This window comes from Peribacillus sp. FSL R5-0717, assembly GCF_038002945.1.
GTDB classification, from domain to species: Bacteria; Bacillota; Bacilli; order Bacillales; family DSM-1321; genus Peribacillus; species Peribacillus frigoritolerans.
In genome coordinates, this window is record NZ_JBBOOF010000001.1 from 571,913 (window position 1) to 598,481 (window position 26,569).

Genomic DNA, 26,569 nt, shown 5'->3' on the forward strand with positions numbered 1-26,569 from the left:
TTTTTGGTTCGTTTTATATGTCTTTAACGATTTGCTTAACAAATTCAAGAAAACTGCTTTTCACTTTTTCAGTCGTTTCAATTACCTCTTCATGTGACAAAGGCTGATCCAGAATGCCCGCGGCCATATTGGTAAGGCATGAGATTCCGAGCACATTCATTCCGCTATGCCTTGCTACGATAACTTCCGGGACTGTCGACATACCAACTGCATCCCCGCCAAGGATCCTTGCCATTTTCACTTCTGCCGGTGTCTCATAGGTCGGTCCTGTATTACCGATATAGACACCTTCTTTAATATCCAATCCTAGTGAAGCTGCTATTTTTTTTGCTTGCGTCCGAAGGTCTTTATTATAAGCTTCCGACATATCAGGGAATCTAGGGCCGAAACGCTCTTCATTAGGACCAATCAATGGGTTTGCCCCCATTAAATTAATATGATCCGTAATGAGCATCAAGTCACCTGGTTGATAGCTTTCATTAACGCTTCCGGCAGCATTCGTTACGATTAACTGTTCAACACCAAGAAGTTTCATTACACGGACAGGGAAAGTGACCTTCTCCATGGAGTAACCCTCATAAAAGTGGAAACGTCCTTGCATCGCGACAACCTTTTTGCCACTTAATTGTCCAATGACAAGCTGTCCAGCGTGTCCTTCAACAGTCGATACTGGGAATTCCGGGATTTCGTGGTAAGGAATCGTTATGGGATTTTCAATTTCATCCGCCAATACTCCAAGTCCGGAACCAAGAATCAGTCCTATCTCCGGAGAGCCTTCAATTTTACTTTTTATGAATGACGCAGCTGTCTCTATTTTATTAAACATCTATTTATTCTCCCCTAAATTTAGATCGCCCAATATACTTTTTCCGAAGGCAGGCATTTTCACATCAAAATTAGCAGCGACCGTCGCCCCAATATCTGCAAATGTATCTCTTATCGGGAGTTCGGCACCTTCTGTAAATCGTTTGGAATAGACTAACAATGGTACATATTCACGTGTGTGATCAGTTCCTTCATGGACCGGATCATTCCCGTGATCGGCAGTGATGATTAATAAATCATCCTCTTTCAGTTTATCAAGGACTTCAGGCATCCGGGCATCGAATTCTTCCAATGCCTTTCCGTATCCCTCTGGGTCGCGGCGGTGACCGTATAAAGCATCGAAGTCGACTAGATTAAGGAAACTTAACCCTTTGAAATCCTGTTCTACCGTTTGGATTAATTTATCCATTCCATCCATATTGGATACGGTCCTTAATGATTCAGTGACACCTTCCCCATCAAAGATATCCGAGATCTTCCCGATTGCAAGGACATCATATCCAGAATCTTTCAATTCATCCATTACTGTCCGGTCGAACGGTTTCAATGCATAATCATGACGGTTAGGCGTTCTTTTGAAGTTGCCTGGTTCACCAGTGAACGGTCTGGCAATAACGCGTCCAACCTTGAACTCATCAGCCATTGTCACTTCACGGGCAATTTCACAAATCTTGTATAATTCGTCTATCGGGACGATATCTTCATGTGCAGCAATCTGTAATACGGAATCAGCTGATGTATATACAATCAGCGCACCCGTTTTCATATGTTCCTCGCCAAGCCTCTCAATGATTTCCGTGCCGCTTGCCGGGACATTCCCAATAATTCCCCGACCCATTTTCGCCTCGAGTTCATTGACTAATAATTCCGGGAAACCATCTGGAAATACACGGAATGGAGTCGATATATTCAACCCCATGATTTCCCAATGTCCAGTCATCGTATCTTTTCCTGTAGAGGCTTCCTTCATTTTCGTATAGTATGCGAGAGGTTGCTGGGCTTTTTCAATTCCCTTGATTTCACGGATATTGCCTAAACCCAATTTTGCGAGAGTCGGCATGTTCAATCCATTCATTTTTTCTGCGATATGACCGAGTGTATCCGCACCTTTATCGCCGAATAAATCTGCATCAGGTGCTTCGCCAATCCCAACTGAATCCATAACTATTACAAATATTCGTTTAAATGCTGAATTCCCTTTCATGAGTCATTCCTCCTAAAATAGTAAATCACTTTTTATACTCTCTATAATACCCTTATTCTGCTCAGTTACTCTTCATTTAAATGAAATCGCAAGAACGTCAGAAGTCTGACCTCTCTACATTGTAAACGATTACCATGATGGAGACAAATAATATATTTCGGAAGGAAACAAAGTGCCATAAGATGTGCGTTAGAATCATCAGCATCCCTTATAGCCGTCTCGCCGACACAGAAAAGGCTGCTCCTTCAACTGCCTTGCAGTTAAATTCACAACCTTTCTATCATTCTATTAATCCTTTAAGCTCGCGGATGGAATTTTGAATAGACATCCTTGATCCGTACGTTCGTAATATGTGTATAAATTTGAGTTGTCGAAATATCCGCATGACCAAGCATTTCTTGGACGGCACGTAAATCAGCCCCATTCATCAATAGATGTGTCGCGAAAGAATGTCTCAGTGTATGTGGTGTAATTTCTTTTTCAATTTGTGCCGATTTTACAAGTTTTTTTAGAATCTTCCAAAATCCCTGCCTTGTCAGCCTGTTTCCATGATGATTCAAAAAAAGTGAATCTGTCCTGTGCTTGGGGCTGGCCATTTTCCCCCGGGAACTTTCCAAATAATGTTCAATCGCACCCAATGCAGTTTGTCCAATCGGAATGATCCTCTCTTTATTTCCTTTCCCTACACAACGGACAAAACCCATCGATGCATGGACATCACTCACATCCATGGATATCAACTCACTGACACGCATACCCGTCGCATACATCAGTTCGAGCATTGCCTTATCGCGTAATCCGAATTCATCCATTTTCTTCGGGGCTTCCAATAGTGCTTCAACCTCTTCCATGCTTAATACCTTTGGAAGGCTTCGTTCCGGTTTTGGCGTTTCTATATGTATGGACGGATCCTGATTTGTTACTCTTTCCCTTAGAAGAAATTGATGAAAAGACCGAATGGAAGCTATATGACGCGCCACCGTTTTCGATGACTTCCCTTGATCCTTTAACTGCACGAGAAAATGCAGGATGTTCACCCGCCGCGAATCATTCCAATCTTCAATGGTTTCAACATCTTTCAGAAAGCTCCAATATGATCTTAAGTCACGCTCATACGAGACGAGCGTATTCTTGGCAAGTCCTTTTTCAATGGTTAAAAAATGAATGAAATCCCTAATTTGATTCTCCATATTCATTACTCCCCGTTTAAATAAAACAACATTAGGCGTTCAAGCCATGCATCATCACCCGTATCAACAGCCTTCGATACTTTTACAGCCATGCCTTTCGGTTCATCATAACGATGATAACTTTGATATTCCTGATTTAACCATACCATTCCTATATAAAAAAGAACAGTGAAGCTAACAAAGAGAATCATCACTTTAGCCGTGTGCAAAATAAGCGATAATGATGTTTTCATCCTTTCCCCTCCCATTCGACCCTTTGTATCAATCTATGCCCAACAGGACAAGTTTTATACGTATTTCGGAAAGGAGAAAACAAAAACAGCTCTTACTTGAGACAACCAGCTATTAAAATGCAGAAAACCTTCTCCATTAAATGGAAAAGGTCCGACTTCATTCACCTTAATTTTCTTCTTTGTCATGACATCGATGACAAATGCCATGAAAGGTTAATCTATGGTCTTTTATCTTGAAGTTCCAGTCGCGTTCCACAATGTCTTCTACGTCTTCAAGTAGGTCTTCCTGGATTTCATCTACCGCACCACATTCCACACAAACAAGATGATGATGGAAATGCGCAGCTCCTTCTTGTCTTAAATCATAACGGGAAACCCCGTCTCCAAAGTTAATTTTATCTACTATTTTCAATTCAGTCAGCAACTCTAGCGTACGGTAAACTGTTGCCAATCCAATTTCCGGCGACTTTTCTTTGACAAGGAGGTAAACGTCTTCTGCGCTTAAATGATCCTCTTCATGCTCAAGTAAAACGCGGACGGTCGCTTCTCGCTGAGGCGTTAATTTGTAGCTGGACGAGTGTAACTGCTTTTTTATCCTATCAATTCTGTTTTCTATTTCCATACCTAATATTCCCTCCCGCGCCGCTATCTTATCCATTATATCAAAAGAGGGAAAACTGTCAAAATAGATTTCTTGTTAATGATAAAAAAATTTGCGGGAACGGTATATTTCCATCAATGACCCAATAAACTTACGACATTTTTCATTAAAGAAGGGGATAGGTACGCTTCAAATGCAGCAGCCGTAATCAAGAATAACCCTGACAAAACCAATGAGAAAATATACCGTGAAATTATCGGCTTCAGCGGCTCACGAATCTGCTTAAGGAAAATCCGGCTGATCATTTTCATGGATAGTGAAACGGCAAGGACGGTTATTACGATGAATATCGGGACGATGAATATATTTTGGGGCAGAATAGCGACAAACGATAATAAGAACCCGCTCCATCCCATTTGATTGACTAAAAAGCCGACCGTGAATCCAACGACCATCCCTTTTATAAATAACAAAACCAGGATGACAGGCAAACCGATGACCGATATTCCGAGAACCCAGATGACACCGATATATTTTATATTATGCATAATACTTTGGCTGAACATATCATGCGAAGATGCAAATTCACCTTTGGATACTTGTCCGAAAAATTGCGATAAATAATAGAACAAGTCTTCCTTTTGGGTAAAGCTCAAACTATTCACCAATATTGCCCCAAAAATGACACCCATCAAAAAAAGCACAGTGATAAAGACATATAATGAGGAATGTTCGTTAATATGTTTCATTACGGCATTTTGTACGACAGATTTTTTTTTCATCTTTCATCCTCCCAACTCCGCTTACTAGAATCTATGTTTTTACTCTTTCATTTATGCTAAGAAAACTTTCCCCTTCAGCCGAACACATGGAACCTAATTTATGTTATAATTTTCCACATCAATGAGATGGAGGCAGGATATGAAAGCTATATTAATGGATTTTCCCCAAAAAATTGAAACCCCTCGATTATATCTAAGACCTTGTCAGCCTGGCGATGGCCTGGACCTTTACGAAGCCATTGTCCATTCTAAACCTGAATTGAAACAGTGGCTGCCGTTTGCCCATCAAGATGTTTCTTTGGAAACTTTTGAACAGAACGTCCTTAAGGCCTTTGCGGACTTTATTTTAAAAGAGGATATCAGACTCCATATTTATAGGAAAGAAGACGATCAATTCATCGGCTCCACTGGTCTGCACCGAATCAACTGGGATATTCCTAAATTCGAAATTGGCTATTGGATTGATACGAGATTCAGTAAACTGGGCTACATAACGGAGACAGTGGAAAAGTTAACTAAATTCGCCTTTTACCATTACGGTGCAAAACGGGTCGAAATCCGCTGTGACCCTAATAATATTGCCAGCAAACGGATTCCCGAGAAGCTGGGATTCACCCTTGAAGGAATTTTGCGTAATGACTGCCTTAGTGCAGACGGCATGGAAGTGCGGGACACCTCCATTTATGCAAAAACAACAAATTAAAAAAGTCCTGACAGATCTCATCTGTCAGGACTTTTTTCAGGTTAATTCCTTTTTGACCTTTCCGTACTTTCCTCCGCCCCCCACTTCAAAAGAAAGCGTCCCTTTTCTGGCAGAATCGATGTAGACCGCCAATTTTTCAGGAACGATTTCCATTAGCTGCTCAAGCGTAACTTCATGAAGGATATTCATCTCTGTTCCAAATGCCACCAGCAGTTTTCCCATGGATTTAGGTCCGAGTCCCGGGATGAAGTCGAGTGGCACTTGATGGATATACGGCGGCCTTTCCTTTCCGTCTCTTCTGTCCATCCTGGAAACGGAGAGTTCTTCAATCCTGGCCGATACCCCTTTAATAATGGATTTATTACCACACTCAGGACATTGTTCACTATCCCTCAATACCTGATGTAAGCACCCTGAACATACGGTTTGATGATACTTTCCCAATAAGGGGTTCAATCCATAATTAACGGTCACCTTGCGATTCCCTGTTTCTTTAAGGGCTTTTGCCAGCTCATTGAAACTTGGTTCTTCAAGCAGGACTTTTTGATATTCACGAGCGATTTTCCCAAGCGAATGCGCATCGGAATTTGTTACGAATACATAGGAGTCCAACTCCTCGATATCCTTGACCATTTCTGTATCTGAACTTAAACCAAGTTCGATGGCATCAATTAGCTCCGGATCGAATACTTCAGTCAGACTGGATCGCACCCCTTTTCCATATAAGCTTTTAAATGGGGTGAAAACATGTGCCGGGATAAACAGACCGCCCAGTGACTTCACAATTTTTTGCAGCGTTCTTCCATCACAATAAATCCTTTGGGAGCTCAAGGTGATATTTTTAACATGTCCACTCATCCATGAGGAGAATTCCTTCATCGCTTTTAAAGTGGGAAAATAGGCGAGGACATGGATCGGTCCATTACAATTTTGATCATAAATTTCAATCTCCGAGCCCGGAATGATGGTTGTATTCTTGTATTGAAGTCCGCCTTCAGTCTTTTCCGTGATTTCACCATCAAGAATCCCCGCTTCGATCTCTTCGATAATTTCAGGAGAATGACAATCGATTATCCCGATTAGATCAAGGCCCTTCCTTTCACTTGCCACTTGCAGCACATTGCTGAAGGTTAACGTTTTAGCACCTGTTATTTTCACGGCCCTTCCGCTTCTCGTTCTGCCTATATGGATATGCAGGTCAGCGTAATACTCTTTCATTTATGATGTCATCGCCTTTTTCAACTGCAGATACTGAACTGCATATGCCGTTTTGGCATCCTGGATCTTCCCTTCATCCATATAAGTTTGAGCTTCCTCCAGCGTGAGTTCAAGCATCTCGACAAATTCATCTTCATCCAGCGGTGCCGCATTTTCTTTCTTTTTCAAATTGTGGGCCACATACAGGTGGACCAATTCATCGGCGAAACCTGGGGATGTATAGAAGGATATGATATGCTCCATTTTTTCACATTCATAACCTGTCTCCTCTTCCAGCTCCCGTTTAGCCGACAGGACCGGTTCTTCGCCTTTTTCAAGCTTCCCTGCAGGAATTTCCACCAAGCTTCTCTCCAGCGCTTTACGGTACTGTTCAACCATGATGATTTTATTTTCTGACGTGAGAGCTATTACGGCAACCGCTCCCGGATGCTTGATTATTTCACGTTTACCCGTTTTCCCATCAGGAAGCTCTACATCATCCACTTGCAGGCTGATTACTTTTCCTGTGAAGATTTTTTCCGAAGACAGCGTTTTTTCTTCAAATTTTTTCATCGTGACCACTCCTCTGTTCTAATTGCAGCATGATTCCTCATACATTTTACCATAATAGAGATGGAGGGCGATTTAATGAAAGTTTACGTATTGGAAAAAAGCGTTACTTTATCCGGAAAGAGCTGGGAAATCCTTCAAAAACTAAAGCAATTACAAAATCGATATGTTTATGTCAATGATTGGATTGCCGACATTCACGATCAGGTGCCACCCACTCCTTTAAAACGGATCAAGTGAATTCTTTGAGTGAAATGGATTTCTCCTTTACAATGAATGTAAAGGGAGTGGATAACATGAAAAAACGCAGACTAGGAAATTCTGACTTGCTAGTTTCTGAAATCGGGCTTGGATGCATGTCACTGGGGACTGTTGAAAATCAGGCATCCGAGATCATACAGGCCGCTTTAGATGAAGGAATCAATTATTTTGATACGGCCGATTTATATGATTTCGGTATGAATGAAGAAATCGTCGGAAAGAATTTAAAATCGGTCCGCGATAAGGTATACATAGCCACCAAGGTCGGAAACCGCTGGAATGAAAATAAAGATTCCTGGAGTTGGGATCCATCCGGCGCTCATATTAAAACGGCAGTAAAAGATAGCTTAAAGCGATTGGGGACTGATTATATTGATCTTTATCAGTTACATGGCGGCACCATTTCAGACAATATCGAAGAAACGGTAGAAGCATTTGAAGATTTGAAAAAAGAAGGCTATATCCGATATTATGGAATTTCCTCGATTCGTCCGAATGTCATCAAGGAATTCACTGAAAAGTCTGAGCTTGATTCCGTGATGATGCAGTTTAATCTGCTCGACCGCCGCCCAGAAGAGTGGCTGTCCCTTTTCGCCAACAAACAGATCAGCATGATCGCCCGTGGCCCCCTTGCCAAAGGGCTGCTCAGTGAAAAAATGCTTAAAAAGGCAAATGAGGATGGATACCTTGACTATAGCTATCACGAACTTAAAGATTTGCTTCCGCAAATAAAGGACAAACTTTCCGATAGGAAGTTGAATGAAACGGCACTTCAATATGTATTGTCCCATCAAAGCGTAGCTACCGTTGTTCCAGGAGCAAGCTCAGTACAGCAGCTACGTGATAACTGCCAAGCTGCCAACAGCCCTTCACTGTCCACAACCGAGTTGGATATCCTGAAGCGGTTGACCAAAGTGAACAAATATGAAAGTCACCGGAATTAAAAAAGAAATGTCAGGACAAACCTTTAGGCTGCTCTATCTCCGTTTAACCAACGGGATAGTCAGCCTTTTTCCGTTCCATCTTTTTTTCGCCTTCTTTACCAACTTCAAGTTTCCGATCATTCTAATTCCTTCCAAAACCCATTTAACGGTTTTAAACCTTTTCATTGGACATCCCAAAATTAATATTGTACAATTCAGTTGTGCACAATCAAAAGTAAAAAAGATAAGGGAGAAAAAATGATGACAAAAACATTATTTACAACGTCTGTAACAGTCGATGGCGGAAGAGAAGGAACGGCAATTTCTGCTGACGGCAACTTCACGGTTGATATTGCGATGCCTGGAACACCAAGGGCTAAACAGATGCCTGAAGCATCTAATCCGGAACAGCTTTTTGCAGCTGGATATGCTGCATGTTTTGATAGTGCTTTGCAATCAGTTGGTAAAATTGAACGCGTTTCTTTCGATTCAAAAGTCACCGCAAGCGTCAGTCTATTAATGGGTGAGATGCATCAGTACAGCTTGGCTATAACTTTGGCTGTGAAGGGATCCGGGGTCGACAAGGAGACATTCGAAACCCTTGTTCATAAAGCGCATCAAATGTGTCCTTATTCAAAAGCAATCAATGGCAATGTGGATGTCGCCTTTGAAATAGATGTAGACTAAATTCAATAAAAAGACGCTTGGGGGTTCCCAAGCGTCTTTTCTTCGCTAAAATTCCTGTAATGTTTTCAATAGTTGGAGCAGCGAAGCTTTTAAATCCTCGACCACCTTCTTATCCTCACCCGACATTGCCGAAATGCGATCGGGAATGAAACAGGCATCTTCCTGTAAACCAAGTCCCTTTTCCGTCAGCTTAATCATGACAGACCGTTCATCTTCAGTGGAACGTTCACGGACAATCAAGCCATTCTGCTCCATTCGTTTCAACATGGGGGTAAGCGTTCCTGAGTCGAGGGCAAGGAGCTCCCCAAGTTTTTTTACTGTAAGTGTATCCTGTTCCCATAATAGAAGCAGAACAAGATATTGAGGATATGTCACTTTAAGTTTATCAAGCAGCGGTTTATATTTCTTCGTCATTTCCCGCGAACTTGCATAAAGCAGGAAACATAATTGGTCTTCCAGCACTTTTTCTATTTTATTTTGCATCCTATCACCAGCTAATAGTAGTCCATCCGATATGAAAGCATATCGAACTTATCTTTAATATAATCGTTATACTTTATAAAATAAAGGAATTCCTGAACAGAAAAAGGGTACCAGCCCTTTTTAAATTTTAACTGCTCCCTGTTCTATTTATAGTTCTTCCAGTTCAGATTGCTTTCACCCAATAGTTCTTCGAATGATTTATTCTTTTCCCGCCGCTTTCTTTCTTCACGTTTTTTTTCTTCTTCCGCTTCCCTTTTCTCTTGTTCAGCCTCATTAAGTTCTTTTTGCTTTTGACGAAGCTGGGACATGATATCTTGATTGATCATATCACCGAGTTTCAATGAAGATGAATCTTTATCTTGATTTTTGCTTTGACTTTGTTTTCGCGGCTGTTTCTTTTTCATCCTTAAAACCTCCTGGCCATTTATGAAATTATTATATCACGACTGCCGTTTTCCTCATCATGGTTTTCAAACAGTGTTTTCCCATTTCCCTCATGGTAAAATAAAGAAAATCATTCGAGGAGGTCCTTTCATGAAGAAATGGTGGTTTACACTGGCTGGAATCCTAGCGTATATCATCGGCGTCGGCCTTTATTTTTCAAATCGGATCATGTATATGAAAAAGAAGGAAGATGATTTTATCCAGAATCGTGAAATCATGGCTAAACGCCTGATCACGGAGGATTTTGATAATCTGCCTAAATCGGAAATTTGGGTATCGTCACCATCCGGATATTCCTTGAAATGCTTGTTTATCGAACCGCATGACACCAAAAAGTGGGTGGTCATTTCTCATGGTGTGACGGAGAACAAAGTCAATTCGATTAAGTACATGAACATTTTTCTTAAGCGCGGCTTCAATGCGATCATTTATGATCACCGCCGGCATGGGGATTCCGGTGGCAAGACGAGCAGTTATGGACATTATGAAAAATTCGACCTGAAGGCCGTAATCGATGAATTGAAAAGACGTAAAGGGCCCGACCTTCATATTGGCATTCATGGAGAATCCATGGGGGCCGTAACCCTGCTTTTATATGCCGGAATGCTTGAAGATGGTGCTGATTTTTACATTGCCGACTGTCCATTTTCAAACTTCGAGGATCAGATCAAACACCAGCTCAAGCATGAAGTCCCATTTCCTTCTTGGACCGTATTTCCGCTCGGGCGTACGTTCATCAAACTCCGTGACGGATATTGGACCAATGAAGTGTCCCCAATCGATTATATGAAAAATATCCGAAAACCCGTGCTCTTCATCCATAGTGAAAATGACAGTTTCATTCCCGCTTCCATGACAGCGGAATTATATGCAGCAAAAGAGGGCCCAAAACAGCTGTACATCGCTAAAAAAGGGGCCCACGCTCAATCTTATAATGAAAATCCAAAAGAATATGAAGATCAAATCGATCAGTTTCTAAAACTTGTCTGAGAAGAAAAGAGAGGGTGTCCACGATCCCCTCTTTTGCTTTTAGTTAGATTTTATTAAAAAAGCTCATCCTCGGATTTAAGATTTGATTCGGACTTTTTAATTGAAAGCTGTTCGCTTCCGGAACAAAGTCTATTTTCATGACTTCATCAAGAAAAATCATTTTTGATTTCTCAACATATAGCGGAATTCCGTTTGTTTCCACTTTTTCGGTACCTTCTTCAGGTTCGTTGACCCACCATAGCGCCGTCACACCACTTACCACGCAGCCGCAGCCATCAGTATCATATTTCAACTGTAAATATCCTTCTTGTCCCTGTACCTTACCGGCTATTTTCTCAGCCGCTGTTTCCGTCCATTCAATATACATGATTGCTGCCTCCCGATGTCTTTGCATTTCCCCCATTATAAACGATAAAAACGTTTCTGTTAACGAAACTGCCTGCTTCCTTATGCAAGATCGGCCCTCACGGAAATCACTTTCCTCATGGACCGTTCTAACAAATGCCGATTCTCTTATGCCACGTCATTCCTTTCATCACGATGCCGTTTCGAAAATGAAAGGCTGTCCCTTTGGGAACAGCCCTTCCGCTCATCATTCCATTATCCTTACATCCGCTATATCGGAAAGCCTGATATAGTGAGCCTGCTCAAACCGGTCAACGATATGAAGCTTTTGGGTGAGCTCATTATAATAATGGATCCTGCCGATTAAAAGCTGATACCGGTTTCCTTCATAATGAGCAATCGTGACATCCTTTCTTTCCTCCATCGCTTCCCCCATTACCGCATTCATTTCTTCCAGTTGCTGCTCATCCAGGATGCGCTTCGTTTCATAGCCATCCTCCACCACCCAATCACGGAGCATCTTCACATGTTCCGGTAACATCATCGATGTCCATTTGATACGGCCGCGATCACGAATCATTTCTTTTCCCTCCTTTCAAAGTCAGCCCTTACGCCTTATGCCCACCAAGCAGCTTGCTTCGGTATACGGCTGTACCTGCTTCTGTATACGAAACTGCACGCAATAACGATTTGGCTCCATATTTGTGGCGGATTCGATCAACCGTGTAACTCAATTCCCGCTTCTTCCAGCGCGAAGCATCAAATAAAGTCAGCTGCATTTCATTATCATCTACAATATTCGAGAGTCTGACCTCTATGCTTCGAACCGTTTTTTGCTTATAGTTCTCATGGAAAAGCTCCAGGCAAACTTTATATAACTCCATCGTGATGTTGGTCGGTTCGTTAATCGAACGCGAACGATGGAAACCTCCGCCAAACTCATCCTTGCTGTAACCAATGCCTAGGCTCACCGTTCTTCCTGCCTTACGATGGGTGCGTGCCCTTCTTCCAACTTCTTCGCAAATTTCCAGCATGACCTGCTTTACCTCATGCTCATCCTTATAATCCCGCAGCAGGATTTGACTTTTGCCGAAGCTGACCTGCCCTTCGATGATCGCTGCCCCCATATCGGATAAATCTATTCCCCAGGCATGGTGGTAAAGCTGATTGCCCATAATTCCAAACTTCGCTTCAAGTAATTCAAGATCATAATTGGCAAGCTGCCCAACCGTAAATATGCCCATTCCATGAAGGGTTTTTTCTACGCGCCTGCCGATCCCCCACATTTCACGAAGCGGGGAAATCGGCCAAAGTTTGCTTGGCACATCCTCATACTTCCATTCCGCAATCCCTTTATGTTTGGCTTCCAAATCAAGGCAAAGTTTTGCCATGAGCATGTTCGGTCCAATTCCAATGGCACAGGGGAGCTGTAATTCCCGTTCAATTTCATCTTTTATCTTTTCAGCTATCATGCGGGCATCTCCCCATAAAGAAGAGGCGCCATCGACTTTCACAAAACTTTCGTCCACACTATATACGTGAATCGCTTCTTTTGGCACATAACGGTTGAACAAGCGGGTGATTTCCGTCGAAACCCTTAAATAAGTCGCCATTTTAGGTTCAACGACGACAATCCTCGGATCATTCGGGATCTCAAACATCCGCGAACCTGTCTTGATGCCAAATTCCTTCTTCATCTTTGGAGAAGCCGCAAGCACAATGCTCCCTGTCCTCTTCAAATCACCAACCACCGCCAGATAACAATCAAGCGGGTCCAGACCAAGCATGACCGCTGAACAGCTTGCATAAAAACTTTTCATATCGATACACATAATTGATTGTTTCGGCATCGTCCCATAATCCATCATTTCTTCACCCTAACAAGAATATACGTTCGCTTTATTATATTCATAACTTTAACCGAATATACGTTCTTATTCAATGGAAGTTTTCATACAAATTTCTACTTTTTAATGTAATTTCCTTGAAAAATATAATAGATACTAAAAATGGTTAAAATACCAAATTTAAACTAAGTATCCAGATTGTTTTTTTGAAAAAGATTAATTGGTAGCTTGAATAATTTCAAGTAGGTCCATATGCTCGTTTTTTTAAAATTCCCCCACCCTTTTCAACAGACTTTCGTCTACTTGGAAGCCAGTCTTAATGCTCATTTTTTGTAATGAAACTGTAACCGAAATTATGTCTATTTGTCATAATGGTATTGTAGGATAATATTGTTAAGAAATAATAGAGAGATAGATAGAGAGGAAATGAAAATTATGAAGAAATGGATCGCTTCAGCTGCTGTTGCATCTGCCATGATGCTAACCCCACTGCAAGCCTTTGCCAATATTGGAGACCAAACCCTCAGACCCGGAATGACACATAGTGATGTCAAACAACTACAACAACTATTAAAAACCAAAGGTTATTTCACATATTCAGGTTCACTGACTACATATTACGGCACCTATTCTACATCTGCAGTAAAAAAATTCCAAAAGGCCAAAGGTTTGACTGTCGACGGAATTGCCGGCCGAGGCACATTTAATGCGCTTGGTGTTTATAATGTCAATAATACTAGCTTGATCAGCTATGCAAAAACCTTAATAGGCAAACCCTACAAATGGGGCGGAACAACACCAACTGGATTCGACTGCTCAGGCTTCGTCTATTACGTATTCCAGAAATCACAAGGAATCACCTTACCGCGTACAACATCATTGCTTTATGCCAATACAGGTTTAAAAGTATCTTCACCAGCTAAGGGTGATCTTGTATTCTTTAATACTTCTGGAACAGGGGTATCCCATGTTGGGATTTATATCGGAAATGGTCAATTCATCAGTGCTACGTCTTCTAAAGGCATAACCATCACGGATATGGATAATTCATATTGGAAACCAAAATATTTGGGTGCGAAAACTTTATAAAACCAGGACAAACAACCGGACGGAATTCAAGTGATTCAGTCCGGTTGTTTTATTTTAGATATAATATTTCATCCGTTACATCCTCAACTGTCACAGTGAATGAAGAATCCAAGTTGGAACGATTCATCATTTCGATATTATAAACATGCTCTGATGGTAAATGGACGACTTCGAGAACCATGAATCGCTGACTTTCCGCTTTGCTGACATGATCGAGAGCAGCAGTGACCGCCCTTTGTTCGGCTAAGCTGTTTTCATCCGTCAAAACAAGAATCAATTCCGCTTCCGCTTTCCCAGGAAATGATTTCTTCACCCCGCCCCGGTGCCATGGTTTCACTTTCATCCCGATTTCCAGGTCGGAATAATCGAGGTCATTCCCATGTTGATCTTGAATATATGTATCATTGGTCACCTTATAGTACGTCCCTTTAATCAAAATCCTCTTATCGTCAAGATCCGTAATGAAACCTTCTTCCCCTTTATCAATGGATTCGTCCATGTTCCAATCGGGGGATTGACAGCTGCCCAGTATAAAGGCGACGAATAAATATATATAAAGGTTTACAATCATCTTCATGAATATCCCTCCTAATAGAAATAGACGGATTCCCCATGAAATAGTTACCCATTCAAATGATAACTTCGGTTAAATCAAAAGGGGAATGTCATCGACATTCCCCTTTACCTATTATTGGACCATTTTTCGTCTGGTATCGAAAGACTAGCCTACTTTTTGAAAAATGCTTTTTTCCCTAATGTTTCGGTGATCTTCGGAAACATGTTATACCATTTCCCAGCTAAATTCATCCAGCCAGGGAGATTGATTTCCCTCTTGTTGGTCAGCATCGCCGCTACGATTTTAGCAGCGACATCTCCAGGCTTAAGCATGAATTTTTCAACGTTCTTTAAGTATGTACCTGATTCATCCGCAATGTTAAAGAAATTCGTTTCTATAGGGCCAGGATTGACGGTGGTCACAAAAACATGATCTTCCATCAGTTCGAGCCGAAGTGCGTTTGAATAGCCAAGAACTGCGAACTTGGTAGAAGAGTACAATGTTGATTTAGGAGTGGCGATTTTACCGGCCTGTGAAGCGATATTGATGATATGCCCCGATTTTCTCTGCTTCATATACGGCAGAACCAGCTTTGTGCAGGCCATTAAGCCAATGACGTTGACAGCAAACATTGCTTTCGTTTCATTTAATTCCGTATCCTGCGCTTCTTTAAACGTGCCGAAACCAGCATTGTTGACCAACACATCCACTTCACCTATTTGCTCATGGATGTCATTAAAAACATTTGTCACCTGATCAGTGTCTGCAACATCAAGCTTATAGGCATATGCATCAATCCCATATTGGGTGATCAGTTCATTCTTTAGCAGCAGTAATTTATCCATGCTTCTGGCCAAGAGGACGAGACGGCCTCCCTGTTTTGCACTTTGAATGGCAACTTCCTTGCCAATCCCTCCGGAAGCACCGGTAATAACAATAACTTTACCTTGTAACTTATTCAAAAAAAGCGGCCTCCTTCGAACATTAAGCGATTGAATACAGAATGACCCCTGATTGGATTTCTGTTTGGACTTCACCCAAGTCTTCTAAATAGTCCAGCTGACCGACCGTTTCCGAAAGTGTCAGGCCCACTTCCTGAAGGTATACTTTCGGAAACAGCTGCTGACACACTTCAAAGACAGATAAAGGCTTATCTTGGAGCATGCTTTTCACCTGCATGGCACGGTTATGCTGCCGCTCGAATCTATATTGAATCAAGTCTGCAACTGCATCTCCTGCCACTTCAGATCCATGTCCTGAGTAAACAGTGGATATGGGGAAATCCAATAATTTTTGAAGTGATGCATTATATTGCAGTAACGGACGAGGCCTCATGCCTCCAGGGAGTAAAGGTGGTTCCATTAATGGGTTAGGTGAAATCTTGGCAAGCAAGTGATCGCCAGCGATCATGACCCCGTCACTTTCCCGGTAAAAAGATAAATGGCTTTGCGCATGCCCTGGAGTCTCGATCACTTTCCAGCCTGGAAGACCAGGGAGCTCATCCCCCTCAGCCAAATATCCATGCAGCTTCCGTTCACTAAGGAAACGGATTTCGTCGCGGTTATGGATCAGTTTATTTTTCAGCTCTTCTGCCACTCCGAACTTTTTGGCATAATCAAGGAAAAAACGATTATGTGTTTCAAGAAACTCATCACTGATAGTAAGCCATCGCTGATTATTTTTGTGTCCATAAACCGGGATATCCTTTTCAAAGAAATCGAGTGCACCAGCATGATCGGGATGATGATGGGTTAAAATGATTTGTTCGATATCAGTCAGTTTCAGACCTAAATCCCCAAGACCGTTAGTCAAGGCTTCCTTTGAACGTTTGGTTTTCACACCAGTATCGATTAATGTTAAAGCATCCCCTTTAACGACATAAACATTCACATCACCCACTGCAAACGGCGTGGGCAAAGCAATTTTCGCAATATCTCCATTCCAATTCGCCATAATCTTTTCCACCTTAGAAAATTATATTTATATAAATCTTTCTATACGTTAAACAGGATTCTAAGTATAGCTATCATGTATAATTAACATTTTACATGTATTTTAAATCACTGTCATTATTTTCACATAATTCATGTCTACTTTTTATCGTCCTTGCATATATTATCATTGACAGAGTACTGATATATCCTTCATAATCACAAGTAATTAAAGACGGCATGGCATTGATTAAGGCCAAGTAAATTTATGATGGCGTAAAGAGAGTGAAGCTCGGAATGTGCTGAAAGGCTTCATCGCCCCCTCATTATTGAACCTACCTTATGAGCCTTCAGGAAAACCTGACGTAATTCCCGCGTTAGAGGAATCAAGTGCAGCTTTTCTGTATTTATTATGGAAAAGTTGAACAAAGGTGGTACCACGGAAGCTAGACCTTTCGTCCTTTATTGGATGAGGGGTCTTTTTGTTTTTCATAAAGGCTCTTTTCGTAAAGATTGTTGTTTTTAAACGAAACTATTTAAGGTTGATTGGAGCGGAAGTGCGAGACTCCTGCGGGAGCAGCGGGCTCACCGCCCGCCCCGCGGAAGCGAGCATCCGGAAGGGAAATCAACCACAACTCACTACCTGGTAAATAGCAACAAAGTATGTGAAAACAGCCTTCATAAAATGGCCGAAAATTCAAAAGAAAAAGGAGCAGGAAATATGAAAAAAATCGCGTTTATCGGAGCTGGATCGATGGCAGAAGCAATCATTTCGGGGCTGGTGACCCAACAGGTAATTGAACCAGAAAATATTTTTGTAACAAATAAATCAAATGATGATCGGTTCGTTTATTTAAAGGACCAATATGGTGTAACTGCAACACGATCACTGCAGTTATTAGTACAGGATGCGGACCTTGTCGTACTGGCGGTGAAACCGAAAGATATTTTAGAAACGATGCAATCAATAAAAGAATACATTCGTGAAGAAATGCTGTTCATTTCCGTTGTTGCCGGGGTTCATACAACAAGCTTGGAAGGAATCGCCAACAAGCGGTTTTCGATCGTCCGTGCCATGCCTAATACATCGGCAGCTGTAGGAAAATCAGCAACGGCCCTTGCGGCTAACTGTCATACGGAAGACTCGCAATTACAAACGGCGATTACCCTTTTTGAAACGGTGGGTACGGTGGCAGTGGTCGAAGAATCCCAGCTAGATGCGGTAACAGGCTTATCAGGCAGCGGTCCTGCTTATATTTATTACTTGGTCGAGGCATTGGAAAAATCAGCGGAAAAAATAGGGCTCGATTCCGAAACCGCTAAGCAATTGATTCTCCAGACATTGATGGGTGCAGCCGACATGTTACAGAAATCACCTAAAACGCCTGCCGTACTAAGAAAGGAAGTAACTTCACCAGGCGGAACGACTGAAGCAGGTCTGAAAGCACTACAAGCACACCAAGTGGAAGATGCATTCATTGCCTGTGTACAAGAAGCGACAGAGCAATCGAAGCGAATGGGCAATCAAATAAGTAAAGAACTGGCCAAATATGTAGTTTCGCAGTAAGCCTCATGATGATGATCGGCTGTTGCCTGGCCACTCCTGCAGCAGTGGCAGGCAACAGCCCTTTTTATGATCCATACGCCTTAAAAAGGGGTAAATCTTCTGAAGTGAGCGTTACTTTATAATCAGCATATCATTTTCATCGAAACTCCAGTCCTTCGAATACGCAACCTCCCAATAGTAACCATCGGGATCTGAAAAATATCCGCTGTATCCTCCCCAAAAAACATGCTGAGGTGATTTCTCGATTGTTCCCCCAGCATTTCCAGCCCTGCTGATCATTTCATCCACTTCTTCAATTGATTTAGCATTATAAGCGAGTGTAAGACCCGGGAAACCATTTTTCTTAGGCGGTTCCATCTCATTAATGTCTTTTGCTAGCTCCTCTATAGGATACAAAGCAAGTTTCGTACCGGCATTATCAAAAAAAACGATTGCGGGATCGTCCTCTTTAATCAATGTACGGAATCCCAACCCGTCCCGGTAAAACCTTAATGATTGAGTAATATCCCTGACACCTAAAGTTATAATGTTGATCCTGTTCATGCTAGTCCTCCTTTTCCATGTTTTAAGGGTAAATTCGATATCTGGATCACTTTTCCCTTTTTAGCTTGATTGACCATCACCCGCACCATAGCAAATGCTTCTTAAAGTCCCTAACACTGCTCACCACTTTGCAAAAAGCAGCTCAACGGGGAATTCCACCTTGGATTGCCCCTCATGCAAATTACGTAGGAATTCCACTTTCTTTGCCGAATGAATACATGTTTTGTCATCTGTAAAGGAATTCCCCCATACTTATCGAATTCAACAAGCAAAAGGGGGAATCTCGATGAATACAAGCGCAGTTGCCCGGTTACTGAATGTTTCCCATAGTACGATTCAACGCTGGGTCACCCAATTGAACATGGAAGTAGAACGGAATCAGCTTGGCCACTACCAGTTTTCGGATGAAGACATTGCATTATTGAGAAAAATCCAAGATCAGCTGAACGAGGGCATCATTCTCCAAAAGGTCAGCATCTCAGAGAAAAAGATTAGAAAAGCAACCCTCCAGAAACACTCCGAACCGAATAAAGAACATGATCAACTGCTTGAACGGGTCATCAGGCTAGAAAATGGCCTGAAAACAAAAGCGGACGATGTTGTATCCTATCAGCTTTTACAGCACAGAAGTGAAATGGAAGAAATGCACAAACTCGTTAAAAAGCTTGAAGCCCGTATCGAAGCGTTAGAAACACCAACGGGCCAGCACTTTGATTATTTCCTCGCGGCTGAAGAAGCTGCTGCCACTAAAAAGACGAAGAAAAGGCCATTCATAAAAATGATTTTCGGAAACAGAAAGAACGATAGTTCATCATGGAGCACAGCCGACAGCGATTGACATCTATTAACAAGATCTTTCATGAGCACCCCACGAATAACCATTTTTGTAAGGCAAAGCATCTCTTCAAAAATAGGACCTGATCTTATTAATTACCCCAAAATAAAAAGGCCCTGACCCGAGATTAAACTCACCTGGGTCGGGCCTTTTCATCATTTTAAATCAACACTGCACGGTCATTGATCATTTTTTCGCCTTTGATGCGTTGGAATTCGTTAAGCAGTTTTTCGACGGTTAACTTCTGCTTTGCAGCGCCTCTGGCTTCAAAAATGATCTGTCCCTTATCCATCATGATCAGGGAATTTCCAAGATCGATTGCCTGCTGCATATTGTGAGTCACCATCAACGTCGTTAATTGGTTCTTTTCGACGATTTCCTTTGTCAGGTTTGTAACAAGTTCTGCCCGCGAAGGATCAAGCGCTGCAGTATGTTCATCAAGAAGCAGGATTTTAGGATCGGTGAAGGTCGCCATCAGCAGTGATAGTGCCTGACGCTCCCCTCCTGACAATAATCCCACTTTTGCAGTCATCCGGTTTTCCAATCCTAAATGAAGGGTGCCCAAACATTCTTTAAAAAGTTCTTTCCGTTTTTTTGTCACCCCAAAGCCTAAACCTCTTCTATTGGTTCTGCCATAAGCAATTGCCATATTTTCTTCAATCGTCATATGCGGTGCCGTACCCAGCATGGGATCCTGAAAAACACGTCCAATCATTTTTGCACGGGCATGTTCTTCAATGGCCGATACGTTTTCACCATCGATGATGACTTCACCAGCATCAGGGAGAATCTTACCGGAAATCATATTCATCAAAGTCGATTTACCTGCTCCATTACTACCGATGACTGTTACAAATTCACCTTTTGTCATCTGCAGTTCCAGATTTCCAAGGGCTAGCTTTTCATCTGGTGTTCCTTCATTGAACACTTTATAAATCTGATTTAACCGAAGCATATTCTTCCCTCCCTTTCGGTAAAGTGCCATCATGACGCATCTGTATTTCTTTAAGCCGCCTTTTCTTCCGGGTTTTTTCCTTTTGTTTATCGGAAATTTTTGGAATGACAAGTGCCCCGACCACAATAAGTGCCGTAATTAATTTAACATCTCCCGTTTCAAGGAATTCAACGCGAAGTGCCAAGGTTACGACGATCCGGTAAATGATCGCCCCTCCAATGACAGCCAGCGTAGCACGTGCAATCGTTTTTGCCCCGAATAGAGCTTCACCGATTATGACGGATGCCAATCCGATGACAATGATTCCAATCCCCATGCCTATATCGCTAAAACCGTTATATTGGGCAACCAGGGATCCCGAAAAAGCCACAAGTGCATTTCCGATTGCAAGTCCTAAGATCTTCATGTTGCCGGTATGGGCGGAAAAACTCTTGACCATTGCTTCATTATCACCAGTCGCCCGTAAGGCAAGACCAATTTCCGTTTTTAAAAACGCCGACATTCCCGCTTGGATGACTACAGCCACAACCAGCATAACGATTAATATGGCCCACGTTTTTGGCAGGCTGTCACCGAGACCCACGAATGATAAAAGACCATTCAACAAATTGTCCAACCCAGTGCCAGCCCAGGCATCCTGAATATTCGTGATAATGGTTGTTTGGGAAAGCAACGGAATGTTGGATGCACCCATGATCCGCAAATTGATCGAATAGAGCGCAATCATCATTAAGATACCTGCCAAGAGAGGATTGATTTTCCCTTTTGTATGAAGGAACCCCGTTATCGTCCCAGCGATGAACCCTGCCACCATGGCACACAACGTGGCTACGATCGGCGAGTAACCGTTAACGATCATAATCGCGGCAACAGAGGCCCCTGTCACAAAACTGCCTTCCACAGTCATATCCGGGAAATCGAGAATCCTGAATGTTAAATAGACACCAAGTGCCATGATTGCATAAATCATTCCCGACTCAAAAGAGTTGAATAAGGCTGAGAACATTTTTTTCTTCCTTCCCCGAACAAAAGCAGAGTTTATTTTACAAACTCAGCATCTGCTTTCCATTCTTCTTTTATTTCAACACCCATATCTTTTGCTGCTTTTTCATTGATGACCAATTTCAGTTTTTGTGGATATTGAACCGGGATATCTCCAGGTTTTTTTCCCTCCTTCAGGATTTCAACCGCTTTTTGCCCCGCTTCATAACCGATATCATAGTAACTGAAGCCATATGCTGCAAAACCGCCAGCATTCACGGAATCAAGCTCGCCGACAAATAAGGGGATATCTTGATCATTTGCCACGGAAATGACCGATTCCAGTGCAGAAACAACTGTATTATCAGTAATGATATAGAAAGCATCCGCTTTTCCGATTAATGATTCCGTTGCCTGTTTAACATCCGCTGAAGTCGAGACGGACGCTTCCACGACTTTCAATCCAGCTTTTTTCGCTTCCGCCTTCACATTTTTTATTTGGACGACTGAATTTTGCTCCCCTGTGTTATAAACCGTTCCAATCGTTTTGGCGCCAAGCTCTTCCGCTAGAAATTTCATTGACTTTGCAATGGCTTCAGGATGGGAATCCGTCGTACCCGTCACATTTCCGCCTGGTTTTTCCAAAGAAGTGACAAGCTCCCCCGCTACAGGATCGGTAACCGATGTAAAGACGATCGGAATATCCTTGGTCGCATTTAAAGCACTTAGAGCACTAGGAGTCGAATTCGCAAATATCAGATCCACTTTATCCCCAACGAAGTTATTGGCAATCGTTTGGCTGTTGTTTTGGTCACCCTGAGCAATTTGAAGATCATATTTTGCATTGATGTCACTATCCTTCAATGCCGCCTGGAAGCCTTCATATGCTTGATCCAGGGAATCATGCTGAACGATTTGTGTTACCCCAATGTTGAAGGTATCCTTTCCGCTTTCATCCTTTGCCGCATTTTTTTCCTTTTCATTTCCACACCCAGCCAATAATAAACCTGCGACCAATGTCATGGCTGCAGTTGAATATAATTTCTTTTTCATATTTTCCCCCCGCTTTTTCCTTATTTAAAATAATGTTTTTCTAACGACGCCAGCTTTTTTCGCTTTTATTTCCTAAATTATAATCGTTTAGTCCCAATTATTCCAATATATTTTTTAACTTTTTAGAATTTTTTGAGTTCCGTATGTAAAACATGAAAAAAGCTGCTGTGAAAGGTATGGTAACTTTCACAGCAGCTTTTTGAAAAATCAATGTTCGACAACCTGGCTGACAATTTCGGTAACGGTAGCCCGATCAATTTTTTCTTTACCTTCTTTTAAGGCTTTCAATGTAGCTTTTGCCAATTCCAAAGGTATTTTACAGAATTGGATGATGTCCTTCGTTTCAATCTCTTCAATGTACGCATCGGCTAATGCAAGATTACGCTCCGTATGGGCAAGCATCTCGTCGAAACCCCAGCCATCCGGATAAAAGTTCACACCACGTTCTGCATCTTCCTCGCGGTTACGCAAGATATTGACCGTTTGGAGTCCACGGCCAAATGCGATGGCAAGTTCACGGTCCGTTTCGGTTCCATCGTACCAGTTCCACATATCAGACAGCATGACCCCCACTAAACCTGCAACATAATAAGTGTAATCATCGAGTTCCTCTTCATTATGGATTTGCCAGTCCTTAATAACCCATTTTGCCATGCCTTCGGCCATTTCCTTTGTTGACTCCAAGACTTTATCTTTTGCACCGGGTGGACAAAATTCAACCCAGTCCGAAAGAAACAGGGTCACCTCGGGCAGTTCATCCTTATATGGTTCAAATAACTTTTGAAGATTCTCTTCCTTGAAATCCGCATCCGGCAGCTCACTAAGGGCCTGTAACAAAGAAACCTTACTATCTGCAGGAAGACTTGGGTGGTCCTCGATCTCATCGATGGCGCGCATGCAAAGGTATGCAGCTCCAATACCCTCTTGTAATCCCTTTGGAAGATAACTGATTGGAATGAAAAAAGTCCGGCTTGTTTTTAGGAGAAAATCCATTGCTTTAGTATGTAGGTCACTTTTGTCAGTCATATTTACACTCCTTTAAATATCCAATGAACAATTGATTAATTATATCAAACATTGGCTTTGATTTCAGCTGTCCGATTCCTCTGAATACAAAGGAACTTTAATCGCCATAAGATCTTCACCCATGATCGTATTTGCAAAGATTGCTTTGCTTTCCTCTTTTAGCCTCTCAGCATCCTCTGGAGTATACCGTGAGCTGATATGTGTAAGGATTAGATGCTTAGCTCCCGCTTTCAAGGCCGTTTCTGCTGCCTGAACGGTGGTCGAATGATAATAGGCTGATGCCATTTCAGATTCTTCCGCTGAAAATGTAGCTTCATGAACAAGGTAATCCGCCGATTCAGCAAGAATGAGCGCATTGCTGCACATTCTTGTATCACCAAGAATCGTGATGATCCGGCCTTTTTTCGGAGTACTGATATAGTCCTTCCCATTTATGACACGGCCATCATCGAGACAGACCGTTTGTCCATTTTTCAATGCTTTAAAAAGAGGCCCCGGCTTCACACCTTCGGAACGCAGCCGGTCGACCAGCAGGCTACCCGGACGATCTTTTTCCACAATCCTATAACCGATGCTGTAAATGCCATGATCAAGCGACTTGGCCGTCACTGTGAATTGTTCGTCCTCAAACACTGTGCCTTCTTCAATTTCGATGATTTCCAAGGGATATTTTAAATGAGTCCCACTCACCTGTAAGCTAGTCTTAATGAATGAATCTATGCCTTGTGGACCATATACGGTCAATTTATCCACTCCGCCCTGAAAAGATCTGCTGCTTAAAAAACCAGGCAGTCCGAAGATGTGGTCACCATGTAAATGGGTAATGAAGATCTTTTCAACCTTTCGCGGTTTGACCGCCGTTTTTAATATTTGATGCTGTGTTGCTTCCCCACAATCGAACAACCAAATAGTCCCTCGTTCTTCCAATAATTGAAGGGCGATTGATGTCACATTCCGCGCTTTGGCCGGAACGCCAGCGCCTGTACCCAATAAAACGAAATCCACTCATACTACCTCCGTTGCAAATACTTTATGCCTTAACTATAGCATAACCAAGGTGCTCTTTCATTTATGACCCATTAAAACCGAAACCAAATTAAACTTTTAATGAAATCTGAGAAAAAATGCGCAAATTGATTGCTTTGAGGGAAAGCTAAACGTAAAATTAGAAGTTGGTACACATACGGGAATTCCAACTTTATAGACAGATTTAACGGAAAGTTGAGGTTTTAACATGACAGAAAACAATAAACCCACAGCATTGATCATGATTTTTGGTGCTACCGGAGATTTAGCGAAAAGGAAATTGTTTCCTTCCATATATCGACTATTTCAAAAAGAGAAAATCAATAAGTTCGCGGTCGTCGGTGTGGCAAGGAGGCCATTGACGAACGAGGAGTTCCAAACAAGTGTCAAGGACTCGATTCTTACGTTCGGACATGCGGAAGAAAAGGTCGATGAATTCATTTCCCATTTCCATTATCACTCCCATGACGTCTCAAGTTCGGAATCATACTTGCAATTAAAAGACATTGCCGAACAATTAGACGGACAATATCAATTAGAAGGAAACAGGATCTTCTATTTGGCGATGGCACCTGAGTTTTTTGGAACGATTGCCGAACAGATTAAAGCTCAAGGCCTGAGTGACACGGATGGATATAAACGCCTGGTCATCGAGAAGCCATTTGGACACAGTTTTGAAACAGCACAACAATTGAATGAGCAGATTCGGACTGCATTCGCTGAAGATGAAATTTACCGCATCGATCATTATTTAGGTAAAGAAATGGTACAAAATATCGAGGTCATCCGTTTTTCCAATGCCCTTTTCGAGCCGCTATGGAATAACAGATATATATCCAATATCCAGGTTACTTCAAGCGAAACACTCGGCGTTGAAGAACGCGGGCGTTATTATGAAACCAGCGGTGCCCTAAGGGATATGGTCCAAAACCACCTGCTGCAAATGGTGGCCTTGCTTGCAATGGAACCCCCGATCGCTTTGACGACTGAAGAGATTCGAAGCGAAAAAGTACGGGCATTGCGTTCACTTCGACCAATGAAGGTCGACGAAGTCAACCAATACTTCGTTCGTGGCCAGTATGGTGAAGGAACGATAGACGGTCAAATGCTTCCAGCCTACCGAAATGAACATAATGTAAATCCCGAATCCAACACAGAGACCTATGTTGCGGGTAAATTGATGATTGATAACTTCCGTTGGGCCGGTGTTCCTTTTTATATCCGTACCGGTAAGAGAATGGATGTCAAATCAACGAATATCGTTGTTCAATTCAAAGATATCCCAATGAATCTGTATTATAAAACGGAAGAAACGCTGAATCCGAATCTTCTCGTCATCAATATCCAGCCTGACGAAGGTATCACATTGTACTTAAATGTCAAGAAATCCGGGACGACATCCAATACAAAGCCAATGAAGCTGACCGTCTCGAACAAAGGGATCGAACACATCAATTCTCCCGAGGCATATGAAAAGCTATTGTTTGACAGCATGCGCGGGGATGCTACAAACTTTACGCACTGGGACGAGGTTGCCCTCTCATGGAAGTTCGTCGATACCATTTCCAATGCATGGGAAAATACTAAAGACGAGTCTTTCCCTAACTATGAAGCGGGATCAACAGGTCCACTTGCATCCGATGAACTCCTGGCGGAAGATGGACATATTTGGTGGCAAGTCAAGAAAAACGAAAATAATGATTGAAATGAAAAAGGGATGCA

General features: G+C 42.1%; 31 protein-coding genes. 9 read left to right on the forward strand and 22 right to left on the reverse strand.

Features of this window, described 5'->3' with window-relative positions:
• Positions 1 to 13 precede the first annotated feature (13 nt).
• The 6 genes from NYE65_RS02785 to spoIIM all read right to left on the reverse strand — a co-directional run bounded on the left by NYE65_RS02785 (position 14) and on the right by spoIIM (position 4,835).
• A complete protein-coding gene (locus NYE65_RS02785) occupies positions 14 to 826 on the reverse strand; it encodes a purine-nucleoside phosphorylase (RefSeq protein ID WP_328176826.1) in 813 nt (270 codons plus the stop codon).
• The gene (gene deoB, locus NYE65_RS02790) at positions 827 to 2,029 is read right to left on the reverse strand and encodes a phosphopentomutase (protein ID WP_063575716.1); all 1,203 of its coding nucleotides are present in this window, start codon (positions 2,027 to 2,029) and stop codon (positions 827 to 829) included.
• A gap of 296 nt (positions 2,030 to 2,325) precedes the next feature.
• Complete coding sequence (gene xerD / locus NYE65_RS02795; protein ID WP_034308151.1) at positions 2,326 to 3,219, reverse strand: site-specific tyrosine recombinase XerD; 894 nt, start codon at positions 3,217 to 3,219, stop codon at positions 2,326 to 2,328.
• Between the two features lie 5 nt (positions 3,220 to 3,224).
• Complete coding sequence (locus NYE65_RS02800; protein WP_034308153.1) at positions 3,225 to 3,452, reverse strand: YqzK family protein; 228 nt, start codon at positions 3,450 to 3,452, stop codon at positions 3,225 to 3,227.
• A 166-nt stretch (positions 3,453 to 3,618) separates the two neighbouring features.
• Positions 3,619 to 4,068 (reverse strand): ferric iron uptake transcriptional regulator, encoded by a 450-nt coding sequence (fur, locus tag NYE65_RS02805; protein ID WP_034311309.1) that lies wholly within the window; start codon positions 4,066 to 4,068, stop codon positions 3,619 to 3,621.
• Between the two features lie 119 nt (positions 4,069 to 4,187).
• Positions 4,188 to 4,835, reverse strand: coding sequence for a stage II sporulation protein M (spoIIM, locus tag NYE65_RS02810; protein WP_340859809.1), 648 nt, complete (start codon positions 4,833 to 4,835; stop codon positions 4,188 to 4,190).
• Between the two features lie 139 nt (positions 4,836 to 4,974).
• Between spoIIM and NYE65_RS02815 the strand changes: the two genes are divergently transcribed.
• Positions 4,975 to 5,538, forward strand: a complete 564-nt coding sequence (locus NYE65_RS02815) for a GNAT family N-acetyltransferase (RefSeq protein ID WP_340859810.1) — start codon at positions 4,975 to 4,977, stop codon at positions 5,536 to 5,538.
• 36 nt (positions 5,539 to 5,574) lie between these two features.
• Here NYE65_RS02815 and NYE65_RS02820 read toward each other — a convergent pair whose 3' ends face one another.
• Together NYE65_RS02820 and NYE65_RS02825 are read right to left on the reverse strand one after the other, a co-directional pair.
• Positions 5,575 to 6,756, reverse strand: coding sequence for an endonuclease Q family protein (locus NYE65_RS02820; RefSeq protein ID WP_328176828.1), 1,182 nt, complete (start codon positions 6,754 to 6,756; stop codon positions 5,575 to 5,577).
• Positions 6,757 to 7,308 (reverse strand): NUDIX hydrolase, encoded by a 552-nt coding sequence (locus NYE65_RS02825; RefSeq protein ID WP_034308163.1) that lies wholly within the window; start codon positions 7,306 to 7,308, stop codon positions 6,757 to 6,759. It lies immediately after the preceding gene.
• Positions 7,309 to 7,383: 75 nt separating this feature from the next.
• Between NYE65_RS02825 and mciZ the strand changes: the two genes are divergently transcribed.
• The 3 genes from mciZ to NYE65_RS02840 all read left to right on the forward strand — a co-directional run bounded on the left by mciZ (position 7,384) and on the right by NYE65_RS02840 (position 9,176).
• On the forward strand, positions 7,384 to 7,545 hold the full coding sequence (mciZ, locus tag NYE65_RS02830) for a Z-ring formation inhibitor MciZ (protein ID WP_268591076.1): 162 nt from the start codon (positions 7,384 to 7,386) through the stop codon (positions 7,543 to 7,545).
• Between the two features lie 56 nt (positions 7,546 to 7,601).
• Positions 7,602 to 8,510 carry an aldo/keto reductase gene (locus NYE65_RS02835; RefSeq protein ID WP_328176829.1) on the forward strand — a complete coding sequence of 303 codons (909 nt, stop codon included), beginning with the start codon at positions 7,602 to 7,604 and terminating at the stop codon, positions 8,508 to 8,510.
• 240 nt (positions 8,511 to 8,750) lie between these two features.
• Entirely contained in the window at positions 8,751 to 9,176 is a 426-nt protein-coding gene (locus NYE65_RS02840; protein ID WP_034308168.1) for an Ohr family peroxiredoxin, read from the forward strand.
• A 45-nt stretch (positions 9,177 to 9,221) separates the two neighbouring features.
• Here the strand turns inward: NYE65_RS02840 and NYE65_RS02845 are convergent, their stop codons facing one another.
• Positions 9,222 to 9,659: a MarR family winged helix-turn-helix transcriptional regulator gene (locus NYE65_RS02845; RefSeq protein ID WP_340859813.1), complete on the reverse strand. Its 438-nt coding sequence runs from the start codon at positions 9,657 to 9,659 to the stop codon at positions 9,222 to 9,224.
• 143 nt (positions 9,660 to 9,802) lie between these two features.
• Entirely contained in the window at positions 9,803 to 10,063 is a 261-nt protein-coding gene (locus NYE65_RS02850) for a YqkE family protein (protein WP_034308173.1), read from the reverse strand.
• Between the two features lie 130 nt (positions 10,064 to 10,193).
• Here NYE65_RS02850 and NYE65_RS02855 point away from each other — a divergent pair, with 130 nt between their 5' ends.
• Positions 10,194 to 11,093: an alpha/beta hydrolase gene (locus NYE65_RS02855; protein WP_055348374.1), complete on the forward strand. Its 900-nt coding sequence runs from the start codon at positions 10,194 to 10,196 to the stop codon at positions 11,091 to 11,093.
• Between the two features lie 43 nt (positions 11,094 to 11,136).
• Here NYE65_RS02855 and NYE65_RS02860 read toward each other — a convergent pair whose 3' ends face one another.
• The 3 genes from NYE65_RS02860 to NYE65_RS02870 form a co-directional block, all read right to left on the reverse strand.
• Positions 11,137 to 11,460, reverse strand: coding sequence for an iron-sulfur cluster biosynthesis family protein (locus NYE65_RS02860; RefSeq protein ID WP_063595027.1), 324 nt, complete (start codon positions 11,458 to 11,460; stop codon positions 11,137 to 11,139).
• Positions 11,461 to 11,685: 225 nt separating this feature from the next.
• Positions 11,686 to 12,018: a YolD-like family protein gene (locus tag NYE65_RS02865; protein WP_054400243.1), complete on the reverse strand. Its 333-nt coding sequence runs from the start codon at positions 12,016 to 12,018 to the stop codon at positions 11,686 to 11,688.
• A gap of 28 nt (positions 12,019 to 12,046) precedes the next feature.
• Complete coding sequence (locus NYE65_RS02870; protein WP_328176830.1) at positions 12,047 to 13,306, reverse strand: Y-family DNA polymerase; 1,260 nt, start codon at positions 13,304 to 13,306, stop codon at positions 12,047 to 12,049.
• A gap of 414 nt (positions 13,307 to 13,720) precedes the next feature.
• Here NYE65_RS02870 and NYE65_RS02875 point away from each other — a divergent pair, with 414 nt between their 5' ends.
• Positions 13,721 to 14,374, forward strand: a complete 654-nt coding sequence (locus tag NYE65_RS02875) for a C40 family peptidase (protein ID WP_098937413.1) — start codon at positions 13,721 to 13,723, stop codon at positions 14,372 to 14,374.
• A 49-nt stretch (positions 14,375 to 14,423) separates the two neighbouring features.
• Here the strand turns inward: NYE65_RS02875 and NYE65_RS02880 are convergent, their stop codons facing one another.
• The 3 genes from NYE65_RS02880 to NYE65_RS02890 form a co-directional block, all read right to left on the reverse strand.
• Positions 14,424 to 14,951, reverse strand: coding sequence for a hypothetical protein (locus tag NYE65_RS02880; RefSeq protein WP_340859816.1), 528 nt, complete (start codon positions 14,949 to 14,951; stop codon positions 14,424 to 14,426).
• A 149-nt stretch (positions 14,952 to 15,100) separates the two neighbouring features.
• Entirely contained in the window at positions 15,101 to 15,892 is a 792-nt protein-coding gene (locus NYE65_RS02885) for an SDR family NAD(P)-dependent oxidoreductase (RefSeq protein ID WP_095678600.1), read from the reverse strand.
• Between the two features lie 22 nt (positions 15,893 to 15,914).
• Positions 15,915 to 16,883 carry an MBL fold metallo-hydrolase gene (locus tag NYE65_RS02890; RefSeq protein WP_098186600.1) on the reverse strand — a complete coding sequence of 323 codons (969 nt, stop codon included), beginning with the start codon at positions 16,881 to 16,883 and terminating at the stop codon, positions 15,915 to 15,917.
• 699 nt (positions 16,884 to 17,582) lie between these two features.
• Here NYE65_RS02890 and proC point away from each other — a divergent pair.
• Positions 17,583 to 18,428, forward strand: coding sequence for a pyrroline-5-carboxylate reductase (gene proC / locus NYE65_RS02895; RefSeq protein ID WP_095678598.1), 846 nt, complete (start codon positions 17,583 to 17,585; stop codon positions 18,426 to 18,428).
• A 111-nt stretch (positions 18,429 to 18,539) separates the two neighbouring features.
• On the opposite strand, the gene NYE65_RS02900 is transcribed toward proC, so the two are convergent.
• Positions 18,540 to 18,971 (reverse strand): VOC family protein, encoded by a 432-nt coding sequence (locus NYE65_RS02900; protein ID WP_328176833.1) that lies wholly within the window; start codon positions 18,969 to 18,971, stop codon positions 18,540 to 18,542.
• 286 nt (positions 18,972 to 19,257) lie between these two features.
• On the opposite strand from NYE65_RS02900, the gene NYE65_RS02905 reads away from it, so the two are divergent.
• Positions 19,258 to 19,809: a MerR family transcriptional regulator gene (locus tag NYE65_RS02905; RefSeq protein ID WP_052137288.1), complete on the forward strand. Its 552-nt coding sequence runs from the start codon at positions 19,258 to 19,260 to the stop codon at positions 19,807 to 19,809.
• Positions 19,810 to 19,966: 157 nt separating this feature from the next.
• Here NYE65_RS02905 and NYE65_RS02910 read toward each other — a convergent pair whose 3' ends face one another.
• The 5 genes from NYE65_RS02910 to rnz all read right to left on the reverse strand — a co-directional run bounded on the left by NYE65_RS02910 (position 19,967) and on the right by rnz (position 24,826).
• Positions 19,967 to 20,761 carry an ABC transporter ATP-binding protein gene (locus NYE65_RS02910; RefSeq protein WP_048678506.1) on the reverse strand — a complete coding sequence of 265 codons (795 nt, stop codon included), beginning with the start codon at positions 20,759 to 20,761 and terminating at the stop codon, positions 19,967 to 19,969.
• On the reverse strand, positions 20,736 to 21,767 hold the full coding sequence (locus tag NYE65_RS02915; RefSeq protein ID WP_057278771.1) for an ABC transporter permease: 1,032 nt from the start codon (positions 21,765 to 21,767) through the stop codon (positions 20,736 to 20,738). Before NYE65_RS02915 ends, NYE65_RS02910 begins: the two co-directional genes overlap by 26 nt.
• Before the next feature lie 32 nt (positions 21,768 to 21,799).
• Positions 21,800 to 22,795 (reverse strand): ABC transporter substrate-binding protein, encoded by a 996-nt coding sequence (locus NYE65_RS02920; protein WP_340859823.1) that lies wholly within the window; start codon positions 22,793 to 22,795, stop codon positions 21,800 to 21,802.
• Positions 22,796 to 23,002: 207 nt separating this feature from the next.
• Positions 23,003 to 23,821, reverse strand: a complete 819-nt coding sequence (locus NYE65_RS02925) for a squalene/phytoene synthase family protein (RefSeq protein ID WP_057278773.1) — start codon at positions 23,819 to 23,821, stop codon at positions 23,003 to 23,005.
• A gap of 63 nt (positions 23,822 to 23,884) precedes the next feature.
• Entirely contained in the window at positions 23,885 to 24,826 is a 942-nt protein-coding gene (gene rnz, locus NYE65_RS02930) for a ribonuclease Z (RefSeq protein ID WP_063590662.1), read from the reverse strand.
• A gap of 229 nt (positions 24,827 to 25,055) precedes the next feature.
• Between rnz and zwf the strand changes: the two genes are divergently transcribed.
• A complete protein-coding gene (gene zwf / locus NYE65_RS02935; protein ID WP_034308214.1) occupies positions 25,056 to 26,552 on the forward strand; it encodes a glucose-6-phosphate dehydrogenase in 1,497 nt (498 codons plus the stop codon).
• Positions 26,553 to 26,569: the final 17 nt, after the last annotated feature.

Excerpts from the sequence above, each read along its gene's own strand:
- NYE65_RS02785 (WP_328176826.1), bottom strand. The coding sequence starts at position 826 with ATGTTTAATAAAATAGAGACAGCTGCGTCATTCATAAAAAGTAAAATT.
- deoB (WP_063575716.1), bottom strand. The coding sequence starts at position 2,029 with ATGAAAGGGAATTCAGCATTTAAACGAATATTTGTAATAGTTATGGAT.
- xerD (WP_034308151.1), bottom strand. The coding sequence starts at position 3,219 with ATGGAGAATCAAATTAGGGATTTCATTCATTTTTTAACCATTGAAAAA.
- NYE65_RS02800 (WP_034308153.1), bottom strand. The coding sequence starts at position 3,452 with ATGAAAACATCATTATCGCTTATTTTGCACACGGCTAAAGTGATGATT.
- spoIIM (WP_340859809.1), bottom strand. The coding sequence starts at position 4,835 with ATGAAAAAAAAATCTGTCGTACAAAATGCCGTAATGAAACATATTAAC.
- NYE65_RS02815 (WP_340859810.1), top strand. The coding sequence starts at position 4,975 with ATGAAAGCTATATTAATGGATTTTCCCCAAAAAATTGAAACCCCTCGA.
- NYE65_RS02820 (WP_328176828.1), bottom strand. The coding sequence starts at position 6,756 with ATGAAAGAGTATTACGCTGACCTGCATATCCATATAGGCAGAACGAGA.
- NYE65_RS02825 (WP_034308163.1), bottom strand. The coding sequence starts at position 7,308 with ATGAAAAAATTTGAAGAAAAAACGCTGTCTTCGGAAAAAATCTTCACA.
- mciZ (WP_268591076.1), top strand. The coding sequence starts at position 7,384 with ATGAAAGTTTACGTATTGGAAAAAAGCGTTACTTTATCCGGAAAGAGC.
- NYE65_RS02835 (WP_328176829.1), top strand. The coding sequence starts at position 7,602 with ATGAAAAAACGCAGACTAGGAAATTCTGACTTGCTAGTTTCTGAAATC.
- NYE65_RS02840 (WP_034308168.1), top strand. The coding sequence starts at position 8,751 with ATGACAAAAACATTATTTACAACGTCTGTAACAGTCGATGGCGGAAGA.
- NYE65_RS02845 (WP_340859813.1), bottom strand. The coding sequence starts at position 9,659 with ATGCAAAATAAAATAGAAAAAGTGCTGGAAGACCAATTATGTTTCCTG.
- NYE65_RS02850 (WP_034308173.1), bottom strand. The coding sequence starts at position 10,063 with ATGAAAAAGAAACAGCCGCGAAAACAAAGTCAAAGCAAAAATCAAGAT.
- NYE65_RS02855 (WP_055348374.1), top strand. The coding sequence starts at position 10,194 with ATGAAGAAATGGTGGTTTACACTGGCTGGAATCCTAGCGTATATCATC.
- NYE65_RS02860 (WP_063595027.1), bottom strand. The coding sequence starts at position 11,460 with ATGTATATTGAATGGACGGAAACAGCGGCTGAGAAAATAGCCGGTAAG.
- NYE65_RS02865 (WP_054400243.1), bottom strand. The coding sequence starts at position 12,018 with ATGATTCGTGATCGCGGCCGTATCAAATGGACATCGATGATGTTACCG.
- NYE65_RS02870 (WP_328176830.1), bottom strand. The coding sequence starts at position 13,306 with ATGATGGATTATGGGACGATGCCGAAACAATCAATTATGTGTATCGAT.
- NYE65_RS02875 (WP_098937413.1), top strand. The coding sequence starts at position 13,721 with ATGAAGAAATGGATCGCTTCAGCTGCTGTTGCATCTGCCATGATGCTA.
- NYE65_RS02880 (WP_340859816.1), bottom strand. The coding sequence starts at position 14,951 with ATGAAGATGATTGTAAACCTTTATATATATTTATTCGTCGCCTTTATA.
- NYE65_RS02890 (WP_098186600.1), bottom strand. The coding sequence starts at position 16,883 with ATGGCGAATTGGAATGGAGATATTGCGAAAATTGCTTTGCCCACGCCG.
- proC (WP_095678598.1), top strand. The coding sequence starts at position 17,583 with ATGAAAAAAATCGCGTTTATCGGAGCTGGATCGATGGCAGAAGCAATC.
- NYE65_RS02900 (WP_328176833.1), bottom strand. The coding sequence starts at position 18,971 with ATGAACAGGATCAACATTATAACTTTAGGTGTCAGGGATATTACTCAA.
- NYE65_RS02905 (WP_052137288.1), top strand. The coding sequence starts at position 19,258 with ATGAATACAAGCGCAGTTGCCCGGTTACTGAATGTTTCCCATAGTACG.
- NYE65_RS02910 (WP_048678506.1), bottom strand. The coding sequence starts at position 20,761 with ATGCTTCGGTTAAATCAGATTTATAAAGTGTTCAATGAAGGAACACCA.
- NYE65_RS02915 (WP_057278771.1), bottom strand. The coding sequence starts at position 21,767 with ATGTTCTCAGCCTTATTCAACTCTTTTGAGTCGGGAATGATTTATGCA.
- NYE65_RS02920 (WP_340859823.1), bottom strand. The coding sequence starts at position 22,795 with ATGAAAAAGAAATTATATTCAACTGCAGCCATGACATTGGTCGCAGGT.
- NYE65_RS02925 (WP_057278773.1), bottom strand. The coding sequence starts at position 23,821 with ATGACTGACAAAAGTGACCTACATACTAAAGCAATGGATTTTCTCCTA.
- zwf (WP_034308214.1), top strand. The coding sequence starts at position 25,056 with ATGACAGAAAACAATAAACCCACAGCATTGATCATGATTTTTGGTGCT.